At 68.1% G+C, this 22906-nt stretch carries 21 protein-coding genes and 1 pseudogene; 11 read left to right on the top strand and 11 right to left on the bottom strand.

Annotation, left to right across the window (positions count from 1 at the left end):
* Positions 1–60: 60 nt before the first annotated feature.
* Positions 61–1863: an AMP-dependent synthetase/ligase gene (locus tag QGN32_RS22115; protein ID WP_326546309.1), complete on the top strand. Its 1803-nt coding sequence runs from the start codon at positions 61–63 to the stop codon at positions 1861–1863.
* Here the strand turns inward: QGN32_RS22115 and QGN32_RS22110 are convergent.
* From QGN32_RS22110 to QGN32_RS22095, 4 genes are all read right to left on the bottom strand, one after another.
* The gene (locus tag QGN32_RS22110; RefSeq protein ID WP_326546308.1) at positions 1860–2996 is read right to left on the bottom strand and encodes a glycosyltransferase family 4 protein; all 1137 of its coding nucleotides are present in this window, start codon (positions 2994–2996) and stop codon (positions 1860–1862) included. The genes QGN32_RS22115 and QGN32_RS22110 overlap by 4 nt on opposite strands.
* Positions 2993–3844: a peptidase gene (locus tag QGN32_RS22105; RefSeq protein ID WP_326546307.1), complete on the bottom strand. Its 852-nt coding sequence runs from the start codon at positions 3842–3844 to the stop codon at positions 2993–2995. Before QGN32_RS22105 ends, QGN32_RS22110 begins: the two co-directional genes overlap by 4 nt.
* Positions 3813–4934, bottom strand: a complete 1122-nt coding sequence (gene ripC, locus QGN32_RS22100) for a peptidoglycan hydrolase RipC (protein WP_326546306.1) — start codon at positions 4932–4934, stop codon at positions 3813–3815. The genes QGN32_RS22105 and ripC overlap by 32 nt, the downstream gene beginning before the upstream one ends.
* Positions 4935–5086: 152 nt before the next feature.
* Positions 5087–5290 (bottom strand): hypothetical protein, encoded by a 204-nt coding sequence (locus QGN32_RS22095; protein WP_326546305.1) that lies wholly within the window; start codon positions 5288–5290, stop codon positions 5087–5089.
* Between the two features lie 135 nt (positions 5291–5425).
* On the opposite strand from QGN32_RS22095, the pseudogene QGN32_RS22090 reads away from it, so the two are divergent.
* Positions 5426–7255 (top strand): annotated as a pseudogene (locus QGN32_RS22090) (DEDD exonuclease domain-containing protein); the annotation flags it as partial.
* On the opposite strand, the gene trpD reads toward QGN32_RS22090, so the two are convergent.
* The gene (gene trpD / locus QGN32_RS22085) at positions 7193–8317 is read right to left on the bottom strand and encodes an anthranilate phosphoribosyltransferase (protein ID WP_442791746.1); all 1125 of its coding nucleotides are present in this window, start codon (positions 8315–8317) and stop codon (positions 7193–7195) included. The pseudogene QGN32_RS22090 and the gene trpD overlap by 63 nt on opposite strands.
* A 10-nt stretch (positions 8318–8327) precedes the next feature.
* Between trpD and ctaE the strand changes: the two genes are divergently transcribed.
* The 4 genes from ctaE to qcrB all read left to right on the top strand — a co-directional run bounded on the left by ctaE (position 8328) and on the right by qcrB (position 12856).
* Positions 8328–8939, top strand: coding sequence for an aa3-type cytochrome oxidase subunit III (ctaE, locus tag QGN32_RS22080; RefSeq protein WP_326546303.1), 612 nt, complete (start codon positions 8328–8330; stop codon positions 8937–8939).
* A 202-nt stretch (positions 8940–9141) separates the two neighbouring features.
* Positions 9142–9948 carry a cytochrome bc1 complex diheme cytochrome c subunit gene (gene qcrC, locus QGN32_RS22075; RefSeq protein WP_326549203.1) on the top strand — a complete coding sequence of 269 codons (807 nt, stop codon included), beginning with the start codon at positions 9142–9144 and terminating at the stop codon, positions 9946–9948.
* Positions 9945–11159: a cytochrome bc1 complex Rieske iron-sulfur subunit gene (qcrA, locus tag QGN32_RS22070; protein ID WP_326546302.1), complete on the top strand. Its 1215-nt coding sequence runs from the start codon at positions 9945–9947 to the stop codon at positions 11157–11159. The genes qcrC and qcrA overlap by 4 nt, the downstream gene beginning before the upstream one ends.
* Entirely contained in the window at positions 11156–12856 is a 1701-nt protein-coding gene (qcrB, locus tag QGN32_RS22065) for a cytochrome bc1 complex cytochrome b subunit (RefSeq protein ID WP_326546301.1), read from the top strand. Before qcrA ends, qcrB begins: the two co-directional genes overlap by 4 nt.
* Positions 12857–12888: 32 nt before the next feature.
* Here the strand turns inward: qcrB and QGN32_RS22060 are convergent, their stop codons facing one another.
* The 4 genes from QGN32_RS22060 to ctaC all read right to left on the bottom strand — a co-directional run bounded on the left by QGN32_RS22060 (position 12889) and on the right by ctaC (position 16156).
* A complete protein-coding gene (locus QGN32_RS22060; RefSeq protein WP_326546300.1) occupies positions 12889–13596 on the bottom strand; it encodes a DUF2561 family protein in 708 nt (235 codons plus the stop codon).
* A 1-nt stretch (position 13597) separates the two neighbouring features.
* Entirely contained in the window at positions 13598–14452 is an 855-nt protein-coding gene (locus QGN32_RS22055; protein WP_326546299.1) for an MmpS family transport accessory protein, read from the bottom strand.
* Positions 14453–14680: 228 nt separating this feature from the next.
* On the bottom strand, positions 14681–15100 hold the full coding sequence (locus QGN32_RS22050; protein WP_326546298.1) for a cytochrome c oxidase subunit 4: 420 nt from the start codon (positions 15098–15100) through the stop codon (positions 14681–14683).
* 9 nt (positions 15101–15109) lie between these two features.
* Positions 15110–16156 (bottom strand): aa3-type cytochrome oxidase subunit II, encoded by a 1047-nt coding sequence (gene ctaC, locus QGN32_RS22045; protein WP_326546297.1) that lies wholly within the window; start codon positions 16154–16156, stop codon positions 15110–15112.
* A 150-nt stretch (positions 16157–16306) separates the two neighbouring features.
* Here ctaC and asnB point away from each other — a divergent pair, with 150 nt between their 5' ends.
* A complete protein-coding gene (asnB, locus tag QGN32_RS22040) occupies positions 16307–18235 on the top strand; it encodes an asparagine synthase (glutamine-hydrolyzing) (RefSeq protein WP_326546296.1) in 1929 nt (642 codons plus the stop codon).
* A gap of 131 nt (positions 18236–18366) precedes the next feature.
* Here asnB and QGN32_RS22035 read toward each other — a convergent pair whose 3' ends face one another.
* Entirely contained in the window at positions 18367–19350 is a 984-nt protein-coding gene (locus QGN32_RS22035) for a carbohydrate kinase family protein (protein ID WP_326546295.1), read from the bottom strand.
* Positions 19351–19469: 119 nt separating this feature from the next.
* Between QGN32_RS22035 and QGN32_RS22030 the strand changes: the two genes are divergently transcribed.
* Positions 19470–20102, top strand: coding sequence for an Rv0361 family membrane protein (locus QGN32_RS22030; protein WP_326546294.1), 633 nt, complete (start codon positions 19470–19472; stop codon positions 20100–20102).
* A 21-nt stretch (positions 20103–20123) separates the two neighbouring features.
* Here QGN32_RS22030 and QGN32_RS22025 read toward each other — a convergent pair whose 3' ends face one another.
* Complete coding sequence (locus tag QGN32_RS22025) at positions 20124–20498, bottom strand: HesB/IscA family protein (RefSeq protein WP_326546293.1); 375 nt, start codon at positions 20496–20498, stop codon at positions 20124–20126.
* Positions 20499–20631: 133 nt separating this feature from the next.
* On the opposite strand from QGN32_RS22025, the gene QGN32_RS22020 reads away from it, so the two are divergent.
* Genes QGN32_RS22020 through cobT form a run of 3 tightly spaced genes read left to right on the top strand, consistent with a single transcriptional unit; the run spans position 20632 to position 22903 of the window.
* Positions 20632–21312: a DUF3043 domain-containing protein gene (locus QGN32_RS22020; RefSeq protein WP_326546292.1), complete on the top strand. Its 681-nt coding sequence runs from the start codon at positions 20632–20634 to the stop codon at positions 21310–21312.
* A gap of 5 nt (positions 21313–21317) precedes the next feature.
* Positions 21318–21848 (top strand): bifunctional adenosylcobinamide kinase/adenosylcobinamide-phosphate guanylyltransferase, encoded by a 531-nt coding sequence (locus tag QGN32_RS22015; protein WP_326546291.1) that lies wholly within the window; start codon positions 21318–21320, stop codon positions 21846–21848.
* Positions 21845–22903: a nicotinate-nucleotide--dimethylbenzimidazole phosphoribosyltransferase gene (gene cobT / locus QGN32_RS22010; protein ID WP_326546290.1), complete on the top strand. Its 1059-nt coding sequence runs from the start codon at positions 21845–21847 to the stop codon at positions 22901–22903. Before QGN32_RS22015 ends, cobT begins: the two co-directional genes overlap by 4 nt.
* The last annotated feature ends 3 nt before the right edge of the window (positions 22904–22906 follow it).

Here is a 22906-nt window from a genome sequence, read left to right as displayed (position 1 = left end):
GGCCTCAGCGCGGCCGATTAGGCTGGGAACCGCAGTGCAGCCGGATCGAGAGGTCATATCGTGCGCGAGTTCAGTGTTCCCGCTTCCTTTACCGTGGGCGAACACGACAACGTCGTCAGCCCCGTGTTCGACCACGAGCGCGACGATCCCGACCACGTGATCTTCCAGCGCCTGATCGACGGCACCTGGCGCGATGTGACGTGCAAGCAAGCGGCCGCCGAGATCCGTGCAGCGGCCTTAGGGCTGATCGCTGCGGGTGTGCAGCCCAAAGACCGCGTCGCAATACTGTCGGCAACACGCTACGAGTGGGTCATCCTCGACTACGCGATCCTGGCCGTCGGCGCGGTGACAGTGCCCATCTACGAGACGTCCTCGCCGGAACAGGTCCGTTGGGTGCTGGAGGATTCCGGCGCGGTGCTGGCGTTCGTCGAGCTGGAGGCCCATGCGCTGATGGTCAAGGAGTTGCTCGGAGAGTTGCCGGCGCTGCGAAAGGTCGCGGTCATCGAGTCGACGATGCCGTCTGCGCTGGACGAACTCACCGAAGCCGGCGCGGACGCGGACCCCGGCGAGATCGACCGGCGGCGGGCCGCCATCAAGTCCGCCGACCCCGCAACGCTCATCTACACGTCGGGAACCACCGGCCGCCCGAAGGGCTGCGAGCTGACCCACTCCAACCTGCTGCACGAAATCCGTGCGGATACCGAGTGCTTTCCCACCCTGCTGCGCAAGGGCGAGCGTCTGCTCGTGTTCCTGCCGCTGGCGCACATCCTGGCCAGGATGCTGTCCATGACGGCGTTCGCCAACGGAGTCACCATCGGCTACACCAGCGACATCAAGAACCTCGTCCCGATGTTCGGCGTGTTCAAGCCCACCGTCATCGTGTCGGTCCCCCGTGTCTTCGAAAAGGTCTACAACACCGCCGAAATGAAGGCCCAGGACAGCGGGCGAGGCGCGATCTTCGCAAAGGCCGCGCAGACCGCGATCGAATGGAGCCAAGCCCAGGACACCGGCGGACCGGGCATCCTGCTGCGAGCCAAGCACGCCCTCTTCGATCGGCTCGTCTACGCCAAGCTGCGCGACGCCACCGGCGGTGACTGCCGGGCCTCCATCTCCGGCGGCGCGCCGCTGGGCGCCCGGCTCGGTCACTTCTACCGGGGCATCGGCCTGACCATCTACGAGGGCTACGGGCTCACCGAGACCACCGCCGCGATCACCGTGAACCGGATCGGCGAACTCAAGATCGGCACCGTCGGAAAACTGGTGCCGGGCAACAGCATGGCGATCGCCAACGATGGCGAACTGCTGGTGCGAGGGGGCGTGGTGTTCGGCGGGTACTGGCGCAACGAGAAAGCCACCGAAGAGGCGATCGTCAACGGCTGGTTCCACACCGGTGACTTGGGCAGCATCGATGACGACGGCTACCTGTCGATCATCGGCCGCAAGAAGGAGATCATCGTCACCGCCGGGGGCAAGAACGTCGCCCCGGCGGTGCTCGAGGACCAACTTCGCGCGCATCCACTGATCAGTCAGGCCATGGCCGTGGGCGACGCCAGGCCGTTCGTCGCAGCGTTGATCGCGCTGGATCCAGAGGCCGTCGACGTGTGGAAACAGCACCACGGCAAGGACGCCACCGCTTCGGTGGAGGACCTGGCCGACGACCCCGACCTCGTCGCCGAGATCGACCTTGCGGTGAAGAACGCCAACGAGGCGGTGTCGAAGGCCGAGGCGATCCGCAAGTTCCGCATCCTGCCGGTCGACTTCACCGTGCTCACTGGGGAACTGACACCGACGCTGAAGGTCAAGCGCAAGGTGGTCGCCGACAAGTTCGCCGAAGAGATCGAAGCGCTGTACGCGAAGAACTAAAGCAAGTGGGCAAGCCGCTGCGCCTGGGTGTCCCACTGCCAGTCGGCCACCACCCAGCGCCGGCCCGCCGCGCCCATCCGCGCTGCCCGATCGGGATCGGCCAGCAGCTCGCTGACGGACGCCGCGATCGCGCCCACGTCCCAACCGTCGACCACCACGCCCGTTTCCCCGTCGCGCACGGTTTCCGGCGCACCGCCCGAGCGGCCCGCGACGACCGGCACACCCGAGGCGGACGCCTCGAGATAGACGATGCCCAGACCCTCGACGTCCAGTCCGGCGCCGCGGGTGCGGCACGGCATCGCGAACACGTCGGCCATGGCGTGGTGGGCGGGCAGCTCCTCACCGGGAACGGCGTCGGTGAAGACAACGTGTTCGGTCACCCCGAAGCTGTGCGCCAGCCTGTGGAGCGTCGACCGATACGGGCCCCCACCGACGATGACCAGCGCCGCGCCGGGCACGCGCTGCCGGATCGCGGGCATCGCCCGGATCAGCATGTCCTGCCCCTTGCGAGGCACCAGCCGGGACAGGCACACGACGACGGGCCGGCTCCCGAGCCGGTAACGGGCGCGCAGTTCGGCGCGCGCGACCTCGTCGGGCGCGAACCGGTCGGTGTCGACGCCAGGCGGCAGGTGCTCGAGCGCAGCCCGAGGCCCGAACGCCGACGCGAACCGCCGCCGAGTGTACCGGCTGACGTAGGTGATCACATCGGTTCCGGATCCGATGCGCCGCAATGCCGTTCGGGCCAGCGGCAGCATCGACCAGCCGACCTCGTGTCCGTGCGTGCTGGCGATCACGCGGCGCGCACCGGCGTCGCGCGCCAGCGGCGCCATCAGTGCCAGCGGAGCCGCCGCACCGAACCAGACCGTCTCGGCCCTGCGCTCCTCGACGAGCCGCCGCATCCGGCCTATCACCGACGGCTCTGGAAGCATGAGGCTGCCCGGATGTCGCACAACGTCGTAGCCCGTGGCGGCGGCCTCGGCGTCGAAGTCGTCGGAGCCCTTCCATCTCGGCGCGTACACCGTCAGCGTGTGCTGACCGGCAGCGACCAGGTGGTCGACCAGTTCGTGCAGATAGGACTGGATGCCGCCGCGGCGCGGCGGAAAGTCGTTGGTGACCAACAGGACCCGGCTCACGCCATCGCCCACTGCCGCCACTGGGCCAGCGCCGCGGGCAAGTCCGCACCGAGGGTGTCCCGCACCGCCGTCGCGAGGTCGGGATGGCCGGGTCCGCATGCCCGCCGATACAAGTCGCGTAACGTGCCCGGGCCGTACCGGTCGGCGACGAACCGGCTGAACCACCAGGCCCGCTCGTAGGCCAGCGAGCGGTCGGGTCCGGCCAACTCCGCATCCGTGGGCAGCGTCGCGACGACAGCCTCCGGCCGCGACGTCGCGGGCCGGGCAACGAAGTCGGCCACCCCTTCGGTGAGCCAGCGCGGCGCGTCCGGCGCGGTGCCGGCGCGGGCCGCATAGTGAAACAGCTCATGGCGCAGCACGATTCGCAGCGCTGCGTCGCTCATGTCGGCGGCACCGGGCGCGAACATGATCCGCTCGGCGGTGGTGGTGGCCGCGGTGTATGCGTCGCCGCCGCCGACGGCCGCGAATTGCGCGTCGGTTCCCGCGGCGGCGATCACGACCTGGTGCGGCCACTTCGGGCCCCAGAACGCGGTGACCGCCGCAGCGGCGCCGTCCATCTCGGCGGCGATCCGAGCCGACAACTGCTCGGCACGCGGCCCGCCGAGTGCGATCAACCGAACCGTTCGGCCATCGTGGAGCGCTTGGGTGCGCGATGCCGCGGCCGGCGTGGCCAGTGATGCGGGGGTGGGGGGCGTGGCCGTCACCGGTGTGGACGGGACCTCGGACCGGCCGACGAGGAGCAGTGCGCAGATCAGTTCGGCGATTAGGAGCGCAGCGAGGCTGGACCTGCTCCTCGCGTGCGGGGCTTTCCGGCGGTCAGTAACGGCGGACGTTGTAGATGGGCGCATTGTCCACCGGAGCGACTCGCACCGGCGTGCCGTAGGTCGAGGCGTGCACCATCATTCCGTCACCGATGTAAATGCCGACGTGCGACGCATCGGAGTAGTACGTCACCAGGTCACCCGGCTGCATCTGGTCCCTCGACACCGCCTGACCCCCTCTTGCCAGTGCCTGGCTGGAGTGCGGCAGCGAGATGCCGGCCTGCTGGAACGACCACATCACCAGCCCAGAGCAGTCGAATGCGCTCGGCCCGGAACCGCCCCACGAGTACGGCGAGCCGATGCGGCTCAGCGCGGCCTGGATTACGGTGCCGGAGTGTCCGCCCACCGGTGGCGCCATGTCCCCTGGCGGGATGGCCCCCGGCGCCGGCGGCGCGGCGATGATCGCGGGATCCCCGCCGGGTGGCAACGGCGCCGGCGCGGCTACCGGAGGCGCTGGCGGCAACGCGGCGAGCGCCTCGCGCTGGTGCGGCGTCAGGGCCTCGTACTGCGACTTGACCACGGCGATCTGGACCTGCAGTCGACTCTGCTTGGACTGCAGGTCGGCGCGCACGGCAGCGGCCTGCTCGGCGGCGGTCTTCGCTTCGGTGGCCGATTTCGCGGACGCCTCCTCGGCCAGCGCCGCCTGCTTCCCGGTTTCGCGGTACTTCTTCATCTGCGCCGACATCTCGGCGGCCATCACGCGCTGCACCGACAGCTGATCGATGAGGCCCTGCGGCGAATTGGCCGTCAGTATCGCGTCCAGCCCGTCGGTCCGGCCGCCCATGTACTGCGCGGCAGCCACCTTGTTGACGGCCGCCTGGAAGGTTGCCAACTGGTCTCTCGCCTTGTTCGCGGCCGCGAGATCGGCGGCGTGCTTGGCCTCCGCGCTCCGCTGAATGGCCAGCTTGTTGTCGAGATCAAGCTGGGCCGAATGCATCGCCTCGGTGGTCTGCTCGGCCTGCCGCGACAACTCGTTGAGCTTCGCCAGCGCGTCATCGGCCGGGTCGGCCTGCACACTGACTGCGAAAAGACCCGCGAAGAAAGTGATACCGACTATCGCACTGACGAGGGGTCGAAGAAACCCACGTGGGGTCCAGCGCGTGCGGTCGAGCCTCAAGATTTGCGTCCTTCAACATCCGGAACGAAGCCGTGTCGAACTGCCCTTAGGTCTCAGACAGGTTACGAAACGGCATCGGCGTTGTCCAACAGAAGACGCAAATTTAACAGGCAGCTCATAATTCGTCGCGCCGCCAGCTACGCCGCGTGTCGTCAGGCGACACCCGAACCGCCGTCCCGGCGGACGGGCACCAGCCGCAGGCGCGGCGCCAGACCCACATCGGCGAGAACCTCCAACGCCCGGCGTTCGTCGTCCAACAGCGTGTCGGGAACTCCCAGCAGAACGCTCACGACGCAGTCCTGACAGCCTGGTCCGCGTACCGCGCAATCGTCGCAGTCGATCTTCACCGTGCCCACGAATGGCTCCTCTCGGTCGGTGCTGTCCGCACGCTATCCGGGGGTACCGACAACTCACCGGCAGCAGGGACATCACTGGACACCGTGACCGCGTGGCAAACCCGAGGTGTCGGTGCGGTTTTCTACCGTCAGCCCATGAGCCAGCTCAGCGTCGCTGACGGAGACCAACTGGCTTTGGCCATGGATGTCACGCTGCGCGACACCACCTTCGTCGTCGTCGACCTGGAAACCACCGGCGGGCGCGCCGGCGGCGACAACCCCGACGCGATCACCGAGATCGGCGCGGTCAAAGTGCGCGGCGGCGTCGTGCTCGGCGAGCTGGCCACCCTGGTGGATCCGGGTCGCAGCATCCCGCCGCAGATCGTGGCGCTGACCGGGATCACCACCGCGATGGTGTGCGACGCACCGAGGATCGAGTCTGTGCTCCCGTCTTTCTTGGAGTTCTCCCGCGGGGCGGTGCTGGTCGCCCACAACGCCGGATTCGATGTCGGTTTCCTGCGCGCCGCCGCCGAACGTTGTCAGATCACCTGGCCGCGACCGCCGGTGTTGTGCACGGTCAAACTCGCCCGCCGGGTGCTCACCCGCGACGAAGCGCCCAGCGTACGGCTCTCCGCGCTGGCCCGGCTGTTCGGGGCGAGCACCACCCCGACGCACCGCGCACTCGACGACGCCCGCGCCACCGTCGACGTGCTGCACGGCCTGATCGAGCGGGTGGGCAACCAGGGTGTACACACTTACACCGAGTTGCGGTCATACCTGCCCGATGTCACCCCGGCCCAACGGCGCAACCGTCACCTAGCCACGCCGCTGCCGAGCCGACCGGGGGTCTACCTGTTCCGCGGCCCCGCCGGCGAGGTGCTCTATGTCGGCACCGCCGTCAACCTCCGCCGTCGCGTCGGGCAGTACTTCAACGGCTCGGACTCTCGCACCCGCATCAAGGAGATGACCTCCCTCGCCACCGCGGTCGACCACGTCGAGTGCGCTCACGACCTCGAGGCCGGCGTGCGCGAACTACGGCTGCTGGCGGCTCATTCGCCGCCTTACAACCGGCGGTCGAAGTTCCCGCATCGCTGGTGGTGGGTCACGTTGACAGACGAGGCGTTCCCCCGCTTCTCCGTCATCCGTAGCCCGAAGCACAACCCGGTGATCGGGCCGTTCCGGGCGCGTGCCGATGCCGTCGACACCGCGGCGCTGCTGGCTCGCTACACCGGCGTGCGGACGTGCACCAAGAAGCTGGCGCGCGCCGCGGTGCATGGTCCGGCCTGCCCGGAACGCGAGTTGGCGCCCTGTCCGGCCCCCCGTGACGTGGGCGCCGCCGCCTACGCCGAGGCGGTCGCGCACGCGGCCGACGTGATGGACGGGGCCGACGGCCGGGCTCTGGAAGCGGCGCTGGCCCACATCACCGACCTCGCCGACCGTGGCCGCTACGAGACCGCCGCGCGCCTGCGCGACCACACCGCCACCGCGATCGACGTGCTGTGGCGGGGCCAGCGACTGCGGGCGCTGGCCGCCGTTGCGGAGCTGGTAGCGGCACGTCCCGACGGCGCCGGCGGGTGGCAGCTCGCGGTGATCCGCAACGGCCAGCTGGCGGCCGCCGGCAACGCCCCCCGCGGTGTACCGCCGATGCCAGTCGTCGACGCGATTTACGCAGGCGCCCAGGCGATTCTGCCGTCCGCGGCCCCACTGGGCGGCGCCCTTGTCGAGGAGACGGCGTTGATCGCGCGCTGGCTGCATCAGCCGGGGGTGCGCATCGTGCGCGCGACGAGCGGCTACTGCTCGCCGGTGCACGCGGCAGGCCGGTGGGCGTCGTGGGCGGCGTCGGCGCGGTCGGCACGGCTCGCCGCCGAGCAGATCGCCAGGATGACCAGGGACGCCGAGGAACAAACCGGGCGGACAAGCCTCTCAGGCTTTTTGAGTGAACCGCACCCAACGCGCGAGGAGTTGTTCGGCCGCCCCGGAGTCGATGGCCTCCACCGCTTTGGCGAGCCCCGTCTCCCAGGCGGGCACCCATTTGGCGTCGCTGGCTAGCCCCGCGTGCGCCACCAACGCCCCGGCGGCATTGAGGATTACCGCATCGCGCACCGCGCCGTGCGCACCGCCCAGCACCGCGCGCACCGATGCGGCGTTGGCCTCCGCGTCGCCTCCGATCAGTTCGGAGATCTCGGCGCGACCGAAGCCGAACGCGGCGGGGTCGAATTTCAGCCGCTCGACCGTGCCGGCCTGCACCCGCCAGATCGTGCTGGTCGTCGTCGTGGTCAGTTCGTCGAGACCGTCGTCGCCATGCACCACCAGCGCACTGGACGCACGCGTCGCGAACACTCCGGCCATCACCTCGGCCAAGTCGGCCCATGCGCACCCGATCAGCCCGGCCCGCGGTGACGCCGGATTGGTGAGCGGACCGAGCAGATTGAACACCGTCGGCACCCCGATCTCGCGACGCACCACGCCGGCGTGCCGGTATGAGGGATGGAAATGCGGTGCGAACGCGAACCCGATGCCGACCTCGGCTACGCTGCGCGCGACTTCGTCGGGGCCGAGGTCGATGCGCACTCCGAGCGCCTCGAGGGTGTCGGCGCCGCCGGACAGCGAGGACGCTGCGCGATTGCCGTGCTTGATCACCGGCACCCCGGCGGCGGCGACCACGATGGCCGCCATCGTCGACAGGTTCTGGGTGTTGGCGCCGTCACCCCCGGTGCCCACCACGTCGACGGTCGCGGTGCCGATCACGTCCGTGGGAACCCGCCGCGCGTGTTTGAGCATGGTGTCGGCCAGCTCGGTGACCTCCGCCGATGTCGGGCGCTTCATGGTCATCGACACGGCGAATCCGGCGATCTGGGCAGGAGTGGCTGTGCCGGTCATGATCTGGTCCATCGCCCACGCCGCCTGGCCCGTCTCGAGAGACCGGCCGGTCGTCAGCCGGCCCAGGATCCGGGGCCAGGCGAAAGAATCGGATTTTTCGGCAGAAGGCACCCCGCGATTATGACGAAACGTCGACCCGGGTGGAGATTGACAACTACAAAGCGTCATACTTGCTCCTGTGACGAGCGCTGTAGGGGCATCGGGAACCGCAATCACGTCGCGAGTACATTCGCTGAACCGGCCGAACATGGTCAGTGTCGGCACCATCGTCTGGCTGTCCAGCGAGCTGATGTTCTTTGCTGGCCTGTTCGCGATGTACTTCACCGCGCGTTCGCAAGCGGCAGGAGAGTGGCCGCCGCCGCCAACGGAGCTGAACCTGGTGCAGGCCGTGCCGGTCACCCTGGTGCTGATCGCGTCGTCGTTCACCTGCCAGATGGGCGTGTTCGCGGCCGAGCGCGGCGACGTGTTCGGGCTGCGCCGCTGGTACGTGATCACGTTCCTGATGGGGCTGTTCTTCGTGCTCGGCCAGGGCTACGAGTATTTCCACCTGGTTCAACACGGCACCACCATCTCCAGCAGCGCCTACGGGTCGGTGTTCTACCTGGCGACCGGCTTCCACGGCCTGCACGTGATCGGCGGTCTGGTCGCCTTCGTGCTCCTGTTGGCCCGGACCCGGATGAGCAAGTTCACCCCGGCACAGGCCACCGCAGCGATCGTGGTGTCGTACTACTGGCACTTCGTCGACATCGTGTGGATCGCATTGTTCGCCACCATTTACTTCGTCCGTTGATCGGCTCGCCGATGTGTCCGTCGATCGGCTCGCCGATGTGTCCGTCGATCGGCTCGCCGATGAGTCCGTTGATCGGCTCGCCGATGAGTCCGTTGATCGGCTCGCCGATGAGTCCGTTGACCGGCTCGCCGATGTGTCCGTCGATCGGCTCGCCGATGAGTCCGTTGACCGGCTTTCCGGTCGTCCGATGAGAAGGGGTTCGATGACCGACAAGTCGCGCCGTCGGCTACGCCGGCGCCTGTCAGGTGCTGTGCTGCTGCTGCTCGGACTAGGCGTCGCCGGTGGCCTGGCCGCCACGCTGACGCCCACACCGCAGGTTGCGGTCGCCGACGAATCGCAGTCGGCGCTGTTGCGCACGGGTAAGCAGTTGTTCGACACCTCGTGCGTGAGCTGCCACGGAGTCAACCTGGAGGGTGTCGCCGACCGCGGACCGAGCCTCGTCGGCGTCGGCGAGGCGGCCGTCTACTTCCAGGTGTCGACCGGCCGGATGCCCGCGATGCGCGGCGAGGCCCAGGCGCCCAGAAAGGCGCCGGTGTTCGACGAGGCGCAAACCGACGCGCTCGGCGCGTACGTACAGGCCAACGGCGGCGGTCCGGTCGTCCCGCGTGACGACAACGGACGCGTCGCGCAGGAGTCGCTGCTGGGTGACAACGTCGCCCGCGGCGGGGACCTGTTCCGGTTGAATTGCGCATCGTGCCACAACTTCACCGGCAAGGGTGGCGCCCTGTCGTCGGGCAAGTACGCACCCGACCTCGGCGACGCCACGCCCGCGCAGATCTACACCGCGATGCTCACCGGGCCGCAGAACATGCCGAAGTTCTCCGACCGGCAACTGTCGCCGGATGAGAAGCGCGACATCGTCGCCTACGTCCGCGAGTCGGCGGAGAGCCCCAGCTACGGCGGTTATGGCCTCGGCGGGTTCGGCCCGGCGCCCGAGGGCATGGCGGCCTGGATCATCGGCATGGTGGCCGTCATCGCCGCGGCCCTCTGGATCGGAGCGCGATCATGAGCGAACCGGACAACCGCCCGAAGAACGCCCCCAAGGGCACCGACACACCCGGCCAGACCGGGGTGCCGGGTCAGCCCACCGACGCCGAACTGGCCGCGATGTCGCGTGAGGAGTTGCTCGAACTCGGCGGCAAGCTCGACGGCGTCGAGATCGCCTACAAGGAAAGCCGGTGGCCGGTCGCCGGCACCAAGGCCGAGAAGCGGGCCGGTCGCGTGGTGTCGTACTGGCTTCTGCTGGGCGGATTCTCGGGTCTGGCGCTGTTGCTGGTGTTCCTGTTCTGGCCGTGGGAGTTCAAGCCGCAGGGCTCCGAGGGCGAGTTTCTGTTCAGCCTGACCACCCCCCTGTACGGGTTGACCTTCGGGCTGTCGATCCTCGCGATCGGCATCGGCGCGGTGCTGTACCAGAAGAAGTTCATCCCCGAGGAGATCTCGATCCAGGAGCGCCATGACGGCGCCTCCCCCGAGATTCACCGCAAGACGGTCGTGGCGAACCTGACCGACGCACTGGAGGGCTCGACGATCAAGCGCCGCAAGCTCGTCGGCCTCTCGTTGGGCATCGGCCTCGGCGCGTTCGGCCTCGGCACCTTGGTCGCGTTTGCGGGTGGCCTGATCAAGAACCCGTGGAAGCCGGTGGTGCAGACCGCCGAAGGCAAGAAGGCCGTGCTGTGGACGTCCGGGTGGACCCCACGGTTCGAGGGCGAGACCATCTTCCTCGCCCGCTCCACCGGCAGCGGCACCTTCGTCAAGATGCGACCCGAGGACATCGACGCGGGCGGCATGGAGACGGTGTTCCCGTGGCGCGAGTCCGACGGCGACGGCACCACGGTCGAGTCGCACCACCGCCTCGCCGAGATCGCCATGGGCGTGCGCAATCCCGTCATGTTGATCAGAATCAAGTCGCAGGACATGCCCCGGATGGTCAAGCGCAAGGGCCAGGAGAGCTTCAACTTCGGCGACCTGTTCGCCTACACCAAGGTCTGCTCTCACCTGGGTTGCCCCGCTTCGCTTTACGAGCAGCAGTCGTATCGCATCCTCTGCCCGTGCCACCAGTCGCAGTTCGACGCGTTGCACTTCGCTAAACCCATATTCGGCCCAGCTGCGCGCGCGTTGGCGCAGCTGCCCATCACCATCGACCAGGACGGGTATCTGGTCGCCAACGGCGACTTCATCGAACCCGTCGGGCCGGCCTTCTGGGAACGGAAAACAGCATGAGTCCGACATTGCCGAAACGGCCGAACCTCGCCGAAATCGCGGCGGCGCAAGGGAACGCCATCGATTCCCGTTACCACCCGTCGGCGGCGGTGCGCCGGCAGCTGAACAAGGTGTTCCCGACCCACTGGTCGTTCCTGCTGGGCGAGATCGCGTTGTACAGCTTCATCGTCCTGCTGATCACCGGCGTGTACCTGACTCTGTTCTTCGACCCGTCGATGGCCGAGGTCACCTACAACGGCGTCTATCAGCCGCTGCGCGGCGTGCAGATGTCGAAGGCCTACGAGTCAACGCTCGACATCAGCTTCGAGATCCGTGGCGGGCTGTTCGTCCGACAGGTACACCATTGGGCCGCACTGCTTTTCGCAGCATCGATCATGGTCCACCTGGCCCGCATCTTCTTCACCGGCGCCTTCCGGCGCCCGCGCGAGGCGAACTGGGTGATCGGCGCACTGCTGCTGATCCTGGCGATGTTCGAGGGCTACTTCGGTTACTCGCTACCCGACGACCTGCTCTCGGGCATCGGGATCCGGGCCGCGCTGTCGTCGATCTCGCTCGGTATGCCGGTGATCGGCACCTGGTTGCACTGGGCGCTGTTCGGCGGCGATTTCCCCTGCGGCGGCGTGGGATACATGTGTAGCCAGGACGGTATCTGGATTCCCAGGATGTACGCGCTGCACATTTTGCTGATCCCCGGGATCATGTTGGCGCTCATCGGCCTTCACCTCGCCTTGGTGTGGTTCCAGAAGCACACCCAGTTCCCCGGCCCCGGCCGCACCGAGACCAACGTCGTCGGCGTGCGGGTCATGCCGGTGTTCGCGGTGAAGTCCGGCGCCTTCTTCGCGATGACCACCGGGATCCTGGGCCTGATGGGCGGCCTGCTGACGATCAACCCGGTCTGGAATCTCGGGCCTTACAAGCCTTCTCAGGTGTCGGCAGGCAGTCAGCCGGACTTCTACATGATGTGGACCGAAGGTGTGGCGCGTATCTTCCCGCCGTGGGAGCTCTACTGGGGCAACTACACCGTCCCGGCCTCCACCTGGGTTGCCCTGTTCATGGGGCTGGTCTTCACGCTGCTGATCGCCTACCCGTTCATCGAGAAGAAGCTCACCGGCGACGACGCGCACCACAACCTGCTGCAGCGTCCGCGGGACGCCCCGGTGCGCACCGCGTTGGGCGCCGCGGCCATCGCGCTGTACATGCTGTTCACGCTGTGTGCGATGAACGACATCATCGCGTTCAAGTTCCACATCTCGCTGAACGCGACGACGTGGATCGGCCGTATCGGCATGGTGGTGCTACCTGCGATCGTCTACTACATCGCATACCGGTGGGCTATCGGGCTACAGCGCAGCGACCGCGAGGTGCTCGAACACGGCATCGAAACCGGCATCATCAAGCGACTGCCGCACGGTGCCTACATCGAGTTGCACCAGCCGTTGGGGCCGGTCGACGAGCACGGACATCCGATTCCGTTGGAGTACCAGGGTGCCGCCCTGCCCAAGAAGATGAACAAGCTGGGCTCCGCGGGCGCGCCGGGAACCGGCAGCTTCCTCACCGCCGATCCGATCGAGGAGCACGAGGCGCTCACCGAGGCGCAGCACGCGGGCGAACGCAAGGCGCTCACCGCACTGGCCGAACATCAGGCGCGCCGCGGCTCGCCGAACGGACACGGTGACTCGTCCGACGGGCACCACTGAGACGCCCGGTGAAGATCGGGCCGGCCCTGGAGCTATGCGCCTTGGCGATCGAGCAGGGCACGTAGTTCTTTGAGGTAGAACCACGGCACCGCAGGCATGGCCAGGGTGACGAGCGCGGTCAGCACGTAGAAGACCCACGCCGCGACATCGCTGTCCACCGCCATCAGGTAAGTGGCCACGCCGATGGCGACCATGGCGATGCCGATGGCGCATGCGATCACCACTGCACAGCGCAGCCACAGCAGGTCCACTGCCGCGGAGGCCGCGGAGACGGGCTCCGGCGCGTCGAGCGTGCGCTGCATACGCGGCGCCGCATACGCCGACCGGGGATCCTGCCCGCCCGGCCTCGGCCCCGCCGCGCTCAGCTTCTCGGTGGCGGGTGTCATGTCCATCACCCGCGATTGATCGGAAGCGGGTGGGGTGGTCCGGTTTGGCGGCGGTGCTTCGGCCAAGGCTTCGCGGCGCGCCCGGAGCAGCAGCGGCACCGCCCCGATGATCACCACCGCGGAGATCCCGATGATGGTGTAGAGGAGCCAGGGGGTGCCGGCGTCCCCGACGGACTCGGCGTGGCCGCGGCCCAAGTCCACCAGCGCCACCGTGGCGGCGACGCCGGTGCCGAGGGCCACCAGCCAGATCGCCGCGCACGCGCCGAGCAGGATGCGGTCGGTACGGTCCAGCTCGCTGGGATCCAGTGCCGGGGTCAACCGCGAGCGCCCCGATGCGTCGGTGTCGTAGCTCATGTCAGCAGCTGGTCTGGGCGGCGTTGTTGGTGTTCGAGGACAACACCGTTCCGTCACTCGTGGTGATCGAGCAGTTGAGCCGGCTGACCAAGAACAGGCTGGACGCCTGCACCGAGCCGACCTCCGACTGCGAAATCGGTGTCACGGTCAACGACCACGGGATGTAGACGTTGCGCTGGGTGCGGGAACGCCCCGACGCGTCGATGTAGGTCACGGTGATGATGTCTCCCGGTGCTTTGGTTCCCGTCACCGAATAGGTGACCTGTCGCGGGCCCGATCGGGTGGTCGTGGGCGGCGGCGCCGGCGGCGGAGTGGTCTCCGGCGCGGGTGGCGGCGGCGGTGCGGCCGGTGCGGGCGGTGGCGGCGGCTCCTGGGTCACGGTCACCGTTTCCGGGGGCGGTGGCGGCGGCTCCTCACTCGGCGGAGGCGGCGGCGGCGGCGGAGTGGTAGTGGTGATTTCGTCCTGCACCGGCGGCGCCACGGTGCTGGTCGAGGTCTCGGGAGTCGCGAGATTGTCGGTGTCGGTGCGCGTCACCAGGACCGAGACGGACGCCACCAGCGCGATGGCGGCGATGATCGCCGCCACGCCGACGACCCACGGCCACCGGGGCGGCGTGGGCTGGTCGGTCGAGTCGGCCTGCTCATAGCTGTCATAGTCGTACAGCGACGAATCGGCGGGCACGTACGGGCCTGCGGTGAACTGTTCGGACTCCGGCGCCGAGTAGGCCCGCGAATGGAACTCCGTCTCGCTGGTGTCCGGCGCCGGCTGGTCACCAGCGGTGTGATCCGGTTCCGGACTCGGCTCCTTAGTCTGGAAATCCGACCCTTCGCCCTCCGGGGGATTCGGCCCGCTCATTTACGCCTATCCTTCTCGACTACTCATCCGGCGCGACACGACAACTGAAGTCCCATTGCCGGCTCGGCCGGCGGGTCCGATTGCCGGCTCGGCCAGCGGGTTGAACGTGCCCCGGCAACACTACCCAACCGCCTCATCCGCGTGGATTACCCGCACGGTTCAGCGGCGAAGTGGTGGTTCGATTGTGACCTTGAAGCACCCGTACCGAGGGAAAGGTCCGCGTGTCGGTCAGTGCTTCTCGGGGCCGATGTAGTACTCGAACACCAGGCCCGCGACTGTGGTGATCACGAAGCAGGCGCCCGCCACGATGAGCCAGGGCAGCCACAGAGCCACCCCGACCGCGGCGATCGACGCCGACAGCGCGATGAGTATCGGCCACCAGCTGTGCGGGCTGAAGAAGCCGAGCTCACCGGCGCCGTCGCTGATCTCGGCGTCCTCGTAGTCCTCGGGCCGGGTGTCCAGGCGCCGGGCCACGAACCGGAAGAACGTGCCGGTGATCAGGGTCAGGCCGGCGGTCAGCACCAGCGCGGTGGTGCCTGCCCACTCGATACCGCCGTACTGGAACATCGCCGTCAACACGCCGTAGACGATGGCGGCGAGGACGAAGAAGGCGGTCAGGAACTCGAACAGCCGGGCTTCGATATGCATGTGGTGTCCCTACTTGCTGGCCTGCGTTAGCTGGGGCGCCAGTTCACCGCGACGGGTGTCGAACGGCTGGGTGGTGACGGCGGTCGGTGACTGGTTGATCGCCTGCAACGCTTCGGCGTTGGTCTTGCCGTCCATGCGCTGCTGCAGATACGCCTTGAAGTCGTTGGGCTCCACCACTCGCAACTCGAAGTTCATCATCGCGTGGTAGGTGCCGCACATCTCCGTGCAGCGGCCGACGAATGCCCCGGTCTGGTTGATCTCGCTGACCTGGAACGTGTTGTCGGAGTTGTTCGCCTTCGGATCCGGTAGCACGTCGCGCTTGAACAGGAACTCCGGCACCCAGAATCCGTGGATCACGTCGGCCGAGGCGACCTGGAACTCGATGCGCTTGCCGGACGGCACCACCAGCACCGGGATCTCCGCCGACGTGCCGAGCGTCTCCACCTTGTCGAACGCCAGGTAGGAGCGGTCCTGGGGGTGTTTGCCCGCGATCACACCGAATTCGCCGCCGTGCTCGCCCTCCGAGCCCTCCGGGCGCGATGCCACCGCGGCCGCGCGCTCAGGGTCGGCGCCATCGTAGGTGAAGGTGCCGTCGGCGAAATCCACTTTCTGATAGCCGAACTTCCAGTTCCATTGGAAGGCGGTGACGTCGACGACGACCTCCGGGTTCGGATCCTCGTGCAGCATTCGCTCCTGAACGACCACGGTGAAGTAGAACAGCACCGAGATGATCAGGAACGGGATCACGGTCAGCACGAGCTCCAGCGGCATGTTGTAGCCGAACTGACGAGGAAGCTCGGTGTCGGTCTTCTTGGCTCGATGGAACGCGGAGGTCCAGAAGATCAGGCCCCACACGATCGCGCCGACGACCAGCGATGCGATCACCGAACCGATCCACAGCTCGCGGTTGACGTGCGCTTCGGGCGTGATGCCCTTCGGCCACCCCAGACCCAGCACCTCGGACCAGCTGCAGCCGCTGAGCAGCAACGTCGTAGCACCCAGGACGATTGCCAGCGACGCCGTACGCGCCACCGCCTTCAGCCCGCGAGGTGTCACGTTGGAGCCTCCTAGAAGTCAGTGACGCGCGACCGCGGTGCGGTCAGTTTCTGGAGCGAATACTACGCAGCGTAGACCACGCGTGGGTGGCGGTCTCAACACACCTCGCACTTTGCGCTCCGCGCCGGCGGATTGGGCATACTTGGCGCCGTGTGCGGACTGCTGGCCCTGTTGCGTGACTCGTCCGCTGATATCTCCCCTGAGCTGATCGAAAGGGTCTCCCGGGCGTCGCACCTGATGCGTCACCGCGGCCCCGACGAGCCCGGGACCTGGTCCGACGACTGGGCCGTGCTGGGTTTCAACCGGCTCTCGATCATCGACATCGCGCACAGCCACCAACCGCTGCGGTGGGGACCGGCGGAGGCGCCCAACCGCTACGTGTTGGTGTTCAACGGCGAGATCTACAACTACCTCGAGCTGCGCGAGGAGCTGAGGGCCCTGCATGGCGTGGTGTTCAACACCGATGGGGACGGCGAGGCGATCATCGCCGCTTACCACCACTGGGGCACCGACGCGCTGACGCGGTTGCGCGGCATGTTCGCGTTCGCGCTGTGGGACACCGAGCGCGGCGAGCTGTTCTGCGCCCGCGACCCGTTCGGCATCAAACCGCTCTACATGGCCACCGGCCCGGGAGGCACCGCGGTGGGCAGCGAGAAGAAGTGCCTTCTCGAGCTGGCCGACACGCTGGGCATCGACCTGGCCATCGACGAACGCGCCGTGCAGCACTACACCGTGCTGCAGTACGTGCCGGAGCCCGAAACCCTGCACCGCGGGGTGCGCAGGCTCGAGTCCGGCAGCTACGCGCGCATTCGCCCGGGCGCCGAACCGGAGGTGACGCGCTACTTCCACCCCCGGTTCGCCGCAGTGCCCTTCTCCGGCCGTGAACAGGCGCGCTACGACGAGATCACCGCGGTTCTGGAGGACTCGGTCGCCAAGCACATGCGCGCCGATGTCACTGTCGGCGCGTTCCTGTCCGGCGGCATCGACTCGACGGCGATCGCGGCGCTGGCCATGCGGCACAACCCGAGGCTGATCACGTTCACCACCGGGTTCGAACGCGAGGGCTTCTCCGAGGTCGACGTCGCGGTCGCCTCGGCCGAGGCGATCGGCGCCAGGCACGTCGCCAAGGTGGTAACGCAGGCCGAGTTCGTCGCCGCGCTGCCCGAGATCGTCTGGTATCTCGACGAACCCGTCGCCGATCCGGCGCTGGTGCCGTTGTTCTTCATCGCCCGCGAGGCCCGCAAGCACGTCAAGGTGGTGTTGTCCGGCGAGGGTGCCGACGAACTGTTCGGTGGCTACACGATCTACCGGGAACCGTTGTCGCTGCGGCCGTTCGAGTACCTACCCCGGCCGCTGCGGCGGTCGTTGGGGCGGGCCTCGCGGCCGCTGCCCGAGGGAATGCGCGGCAAGAGCCTGCTGCACCGCGGTTCGCTCACCCTCGAAGAGCGCTACTACGGAAACGCGCGCAGCTTTTCCGACGAGCAACTGCGCGCGGTGCTGCCCGGCTTCCGCCACGAGTGGACGCACACCGACGTGACCGCACCGGTGTATGCCGCGTCGGCGGGCTGGGACCCGGTTGCGCGCATGCAGCACGTCGACCTGTTCACCTGGCTGCGCGGCGACATCCTGGTCAAGGCCGACAAGATGACCATGGCGAACTCGCTCGAACTGCGGGTGCCGTTCCTCGATCCCGAGGTGTTCGCGGTCGCGTCCAAGTTGCCCCATGACCAGAAGATCACCAGGGCAACTACGAAATTCGCTTTGCGTCGGGCACTGGAGCCGATCGTTCCCCCGCATGTGCTGAACCGGCCGAAGCTGGGCTTTCCAGTGCCGATCCGGCATTGGCTGCGGGCCGGGGAGTTGCTCGACTGGGCTTACTCGATGGTCAACTCGTCACAGGCGGATGAGCTGTTCGACCTGGGGGCGGTGCGCGTCATGCTCGACGAACACCGCAACGGCGCAAGCGATCACAGCCGTCGGCTGTGGACGGTCCTGATCTTCATGCTCTGGCATGCGATCTTCGTCGAGCACAGCATCACCCCGCAGATCGGCGAGCCGACCTACCCCGTGCAGCTGTAGCTACTCGAGCGCCCCTGGATCAGCTGTCGGCGCCGAGCGCCCCTGGATCAGCTGTCGGCGCCGAGCGCCCCTGGATCAGCTGTCGGCGCCGAGCGCCCCTGGATCAGCTGTCGGCGCCGAGCGCCTCCGGATCAGCTGTCGGCGCCGAGCGCCTCCGAGATCTCCGCGGCAGCCTCGTCGCCGTAGGCGTCGCCCAACCGCTGTACCGCCTCGTCACTATTCCAGCCCCACTCCTGCGGCCCCGGCGCCTCGAACACGAGGACGGCCACCAGCGAGGCGAGCTGAGCGGACCGCTCCAGGCTCAGCCCCGCACTGCGACCGGTCAGGAAGCCGGCCCGGAACGCGTCCCCGATGCCGGTCGGATCTGCCTTGTGCTTCTCCGGCACCACACCGACGTGGATGAAGGTGCCGTCGGAGCTGACCAGGTCAACCCCTTTGGGGCCCAGCGTGGTGACGCGCAGCCCGATCTGGCTCATCACCTGAGCCTCACTCCAGCCCGACTTCTGCAACAGCAGGTCCCACTCGTAGTCGTTGGTGAACAGATACGTGGCCCCGTCGATGAGCTTGCGGATCTCCTTACCGGAGAGTCGGGCCAACTGCTGTGAGGGATCGGCGGCGAAGGGCAGGCCGAGGTTCCGGCACTCCTCGGTGTGCAGGAACATCGCCTCGGGATCGTTGGCGCCGACGATGACCAGTTCGGGCGTCCCGATCCGCTTCGTGAGATCGGCCAGCGAGATGGTGCGTGCCTCGGACATGGCGCCCGGATAGAACGACGCGATCTGCGCCATGGCGTCGTCGGTGGTGCAGACGAACCGTGCGGTGTAGGCGGTTTCGGAGACGAGCACGCTCTCGGTGTCCACCCCGACCGCCTCCAGCCAACTGCGGTAGTCGTCGAAGTCGCGGCCCACGGCGCCCACCAACGCCACGTCGCCGCCGAGCACGCCGATGGCGAACGCCATGTTGCCCGCGACGCCGCCGCGGTGCACGACCAGATCGTCGACCAGGAAGCTCAGCGAGACCTTCTGCAGGTGATCGGGCAGCAGTTGTTCGGAGAATTTCCCGGGGAACCGCATCAGATGGTCGGTCGCAATCGACCCGGTCACCGCAATTGTCACGAACAACACCCTTCATTTGTTAAGCCGCCTAGGTAATCCTATGCGCTAACCTGCCTACAAAAACCCGCCAGCCACTGTAGACAGGCACATTCCTACACACATCTCGGGGGAGCAAATCTATGACCGGGCCGTACCCGCCCGAATACGGTGCTGGACCGACCGGCCCGCAAATGTATACGCAATCGTTTCCGTATCCGGAGAATGTTCCGTCGGGATATCCGGGCATGCTGCCCCCGCCGGTGCCGTACCAGAAGAGGAAGCGGTGGCCGATCGCGCTCGGCGCGCTGGTGGCAGTCGCGCTGATCGGCGCGGTGGTGGCGGCCATCGCCTTCTCGGGCGGCAGCAGCGAGGCGCCCAGGCCGGCCACGCTCAGTGAAACGTCGGCAGAGGCCGCGATTCAGGACTACCTGGACGCCCTGACCGATGGCGATGACGAAACGGTTGCGCGGCACACCTCGTGCGGGCTGTTCGACTCGGTGAAGGACAAGCGCTCGGATCTGGCGCTCGCGCGACTGTCGGGCGATGCGTTCCGCAAGCAGTACAGCAGCGCCGAGGTGGTGTCGATCGACAAGATCGTGCAGCCCTCACCGCACCAGGCGCAGGTGCTGTTCACCATGCGGGTGACGCCGGCGAGGGGTTCGCGCCGCGACCGGGCCGACACCCAGGAGCAGCAGGCCGTCGCGCAGTTGTTGGCGCAGGACGGCGAGATCCTGGTGTGTTCCTATCTGCCTCGCACGGCCGGCCAGTACTGACCGATTGCGATCAGTCCAAGCTCAGTTGAACGAGTCGCCGCAGGCGCACGAGCCCGTGGCGTTGGGGTTGTCGATAGTGAAGCCCTGCTTCTCGATGGTGTCGACGAAGTCGATGGTCGCGCCCTGCACATACGGCGCGCTCATGCGGTCCACCGTGAGGTTCACGCCGCCGAACTGCGCGGTCAGGTCACCGTCGAGCGCCCGATCGTCGAAGAACAGGTTGTAGCGCAACCCGGCGCAGCCACCCGGCTGCACGGCGATGCGCAGGGCAAGGTCGTCGCGGCCCTCCTGGTCCAGCAACGCCTTGGCCTTGGCGGCAGCAGCGTCGCTCAGGATGACGCCGTGGGTGGCGGTTGCCGTCCCGGGGGTTCCTGCCGACTCTTCCTGAACTGTCATTACGTCTCCTGTTAGGCCATATCGTTGGCATCCGTGTGGCGCGTACTCAGTCAACGGTACCTCGTTCGGCCGCTATTCCCGAGTCTGTCCCCAGCCCGTCGCCGCTGTCCGCGACGGAAGTAACCTGGCAGCCGTGAACCTGCTGGGCCGTAAGAAAGACAAGCAACCCGAATCGGACACCGGTGTGTCCGACGACACGGTCGAGACTGAGCCCTACGACGATGCCAAGCCCGCCGGCACCACCCCGCCCAAGGGCAGGCCGACCCCCAAACGCGCCCAGGCCAGTCGCAAGCGCGGACCTGTGTCGCCCGCGCCGATGACGGCCGCCGAGGCGCGCAAGCGCCGCAAAGAGATGCGCACCAAGATGACCCGCGAGGAGCGCCGCGCGGAGAAGGCGGCACGCCGCGAGCAGATGTCCGACCGCCGCGAGAAGATGATGGCCGGCGAAGAGGCCTACCTGCTGCCGCGGGACCAGGGGCCGGTGCGCCGCTATGTGCGCGACGTGGTGGACGCCCGGCGCAACGTGCTCGGGCTGTTCATGCCGTCGGCGCTGGGCCTGATCTTCGTGATGCTGGCGGTGCCTTCAGTGCAGGTGCAGCGCCTGCTCTCCCCCGCGATGCTCGTGCTCGTGGTCATCATGGTGATCGACGGCTTCGTCATCGGGCGCCGGGTCAACCGCCTGGTCGACGAGAAGTTCCCCGACAACACCGAAGGCGGCTGGAAGCTCGGTTTCTACGCGGCCAGCCGCGCCTCGCAGCTGCGCCGCATGCGCGCACCACGCCCGCAGGTGAACCGCGGCGACCAGGTCACCTGAGACCGGTGCGCACCCTGGTGCTCGGCGGCATCCGGTCGGGTAAGTCGCGGTGGGCCGAGGCGGCGCTGGCCGACGAGGCGACCGACCCGCAACCGGTGCGCTACCTCGCCACCGGGCCGGAGCCCGTCGGCGACCCCGAGTGGGCGGCCCGGGTGGCCGCGCACCGAGCGCGTCGGCAGGGCCGGTGGTCAACCGTCGAAACCACAGACGTCGCAACGTGTTTGCGTACCGAGCCCATCGCAACCCTGGTCGACGACATCGGTTCCTGGCTGACCGCGGCGATGGACCGGTCGGGCGCTTGGACCGATGGCTCGATCGCCACGGACGTCGACGACCTGCTCGACGCGGTCGGCGGGTTTTCGGCGCCACTGGCGGTGGTCAGCCCCGAGGTCGGGCTGACCGTCGTACCGGCGACGGCCGCGGGCCGCCGATTCGCCGACGAACTGGGTGCTCTCAACCAGCGGCTGGCCACGGTGTGCGACCGGGTGGTGCTGGTCATCGCCGGGCAACCGCTTCCGGTGAAGGAGCGGGCGTGACGGACTTTTCGGCCGTCGTGGCTCCCGACGCGGAGGTGGCCGCCGCAGCGCGGGCACGCCAGGACCAACTCATCAAGCCGGCCGGTTCGCTGGGCAGGCTCGAGGACCTCTCGGTGTGGGTCGCATCGTGCCAGGGCGCATGTCCGCCGCGGCCGTTGAAGCGGGCCCGGGTGGTGGTGTTCGCCGGTGACCACGGTGTCGCGGCGGCGGGTGTCTCGGCCTATCCGTCCGACGTCACCGCACAGATGGTCGCGAACTTCGACGCCGGCGGTGCCGCGATCAACGTGCTCGCCGAGGTCGCGGGCGCGAGCGTGCGGGTGGTCGACATCGCCGTCGACACCGATGAACCGCAGTCACCGTCGATCGGCGCGCACAAGGTGCGCCGCAGCAGTGGCAACATCGCCGTCGAGGACGCCCTGAGCCCGGACGAACTGACCGCCGCGCTGGAGGCCGGCCGCCGCATCGCCGACGACGAGGTCGACGCCGGGGCCGACCTGCTGATCGCCGGCGATATGGGAATCGGGAACACCACTCCCGCAACGGCTTTGGTCGCCGCACTCACCGACACCGAGCCGGTCGTCGTGGTGGGCCGCGGTACGGGCGTCGACGACGCGGGCTGGGCGCGCAAGACCGCGGCGGTCCGGGACGCGCTGTATCGGTGTCGGCACAGCGTCACCGATCCCGTTGCGCTCCTGCGCATCTGCGGGGGCGCGGATCTCGCGGCGATGGCAGGCTTCTGTGCCCAGGCGGCGGTGCGTCGCACACCGCTACTCCTCGACGGACTGGTGGTGACGGCGGCGGCGTTGCTCGCCGAGCGCCTCGCGCCGGGTGCCCGTCAGTGGTGGCAGGCGGGCCACCTGTCCACCGAGCCCGCACATGCGGTGGCCCTGAGCCGCCTCGGCCTCGAGCCGATCGTCGACATGGGGATGCACCTCGGCGAGGGCACCGGGGCAGCGATCGCGCTGTCCATCGTGCGGGCCGCGGTGGCCACGCTGACGTCGATGGCCACGTTCGAGGAGGCGTGCGTCGTCACCCGCCCACGCGAGGAGTGCTAGCTC

The sequence above is a fragment of the Mycolicibacterium sp. ND9-15 genome, from assembly GCF_035918395.1.
In the GTDB taxonomy this organism is placed as follows: Bacteria; Actinomycetota; Actinomycetes; order Mycobacteriales; family Mycobacteriaceae; genus Mycobacterium.
Note: the sequence above shows the minus strand (reverse complement) of the source record. Positions and strands in the feature narration are given on the sequence as shown.

Coding starts and splice junctions, on each gene's coding strand:
- QGN32_RS22060 (WP_326546300.1), bottom strand. CDS start 13,596: ATGAGCTACGACACCGACGCATCGGGGCGCTCGCGGTTGACCCCGGCA.
- qcrA (WP_326546302.1), top strand. CDS start 9,945: ATGAGCGAACCGGACAACCGCCCGAAGAACGCCCCCAAGGGCACCGAC.
- qcrC (WP_326549203.1), top strand. CDS start 9,142: ATGACCGACAAGTCGCGCCGTCGGCTACGCCGGCGCCTGTCAGGTGCT.
- QGN32_RS22025 (WP_326546293.1), bottom strand. CDS start 20,498: ATGACAGTTCAGGAAGAGTCGGCAGGAACCCCCGGGACGGCAACCGCC.
- QGN32_RS22050 (WP_326546298.1), bottom strand. CDS start 15,100: ATGCATATCGAAGCCCGGCTGTTCGAGTTCCTGACCGCCTTCTTCGTC.
- QGN32_RS22055 (WP_326546299.1), bottom strand. CDS start 14,452: ATGAGCGGGCCGAATCCCCCGGAGGGCGAAGGGTCGGATTTCCAGACT.
- qcrB (WP_326546301.1), top strand. CDS start 11,156: ATGAGTCCGACATTGCCGAAACGGCCGAACCTCGCCGAAATCGCGGCG.
- QGN32_RS22105 (WP_326546307.1), bottom strand. CDS start 3,844: ATGCGCCCATCTACAACGTCCGCCGTTACTGACCGCCGGAAAGCCCCG.
- trpD (WP_442791746.1), bottom strand. CDS start 8,317: ATGACGCTTTGTAGTTGTCAATCTCCACCCGGGTCGACGTTTCGTCAT.
- QGN32_RS22030 (WP_326546294.1), top strand. CDS start 19,470: ATGACCGGGCCGTACCCGCCCGAATACGGTGCTGGACCGACCGGCCCG.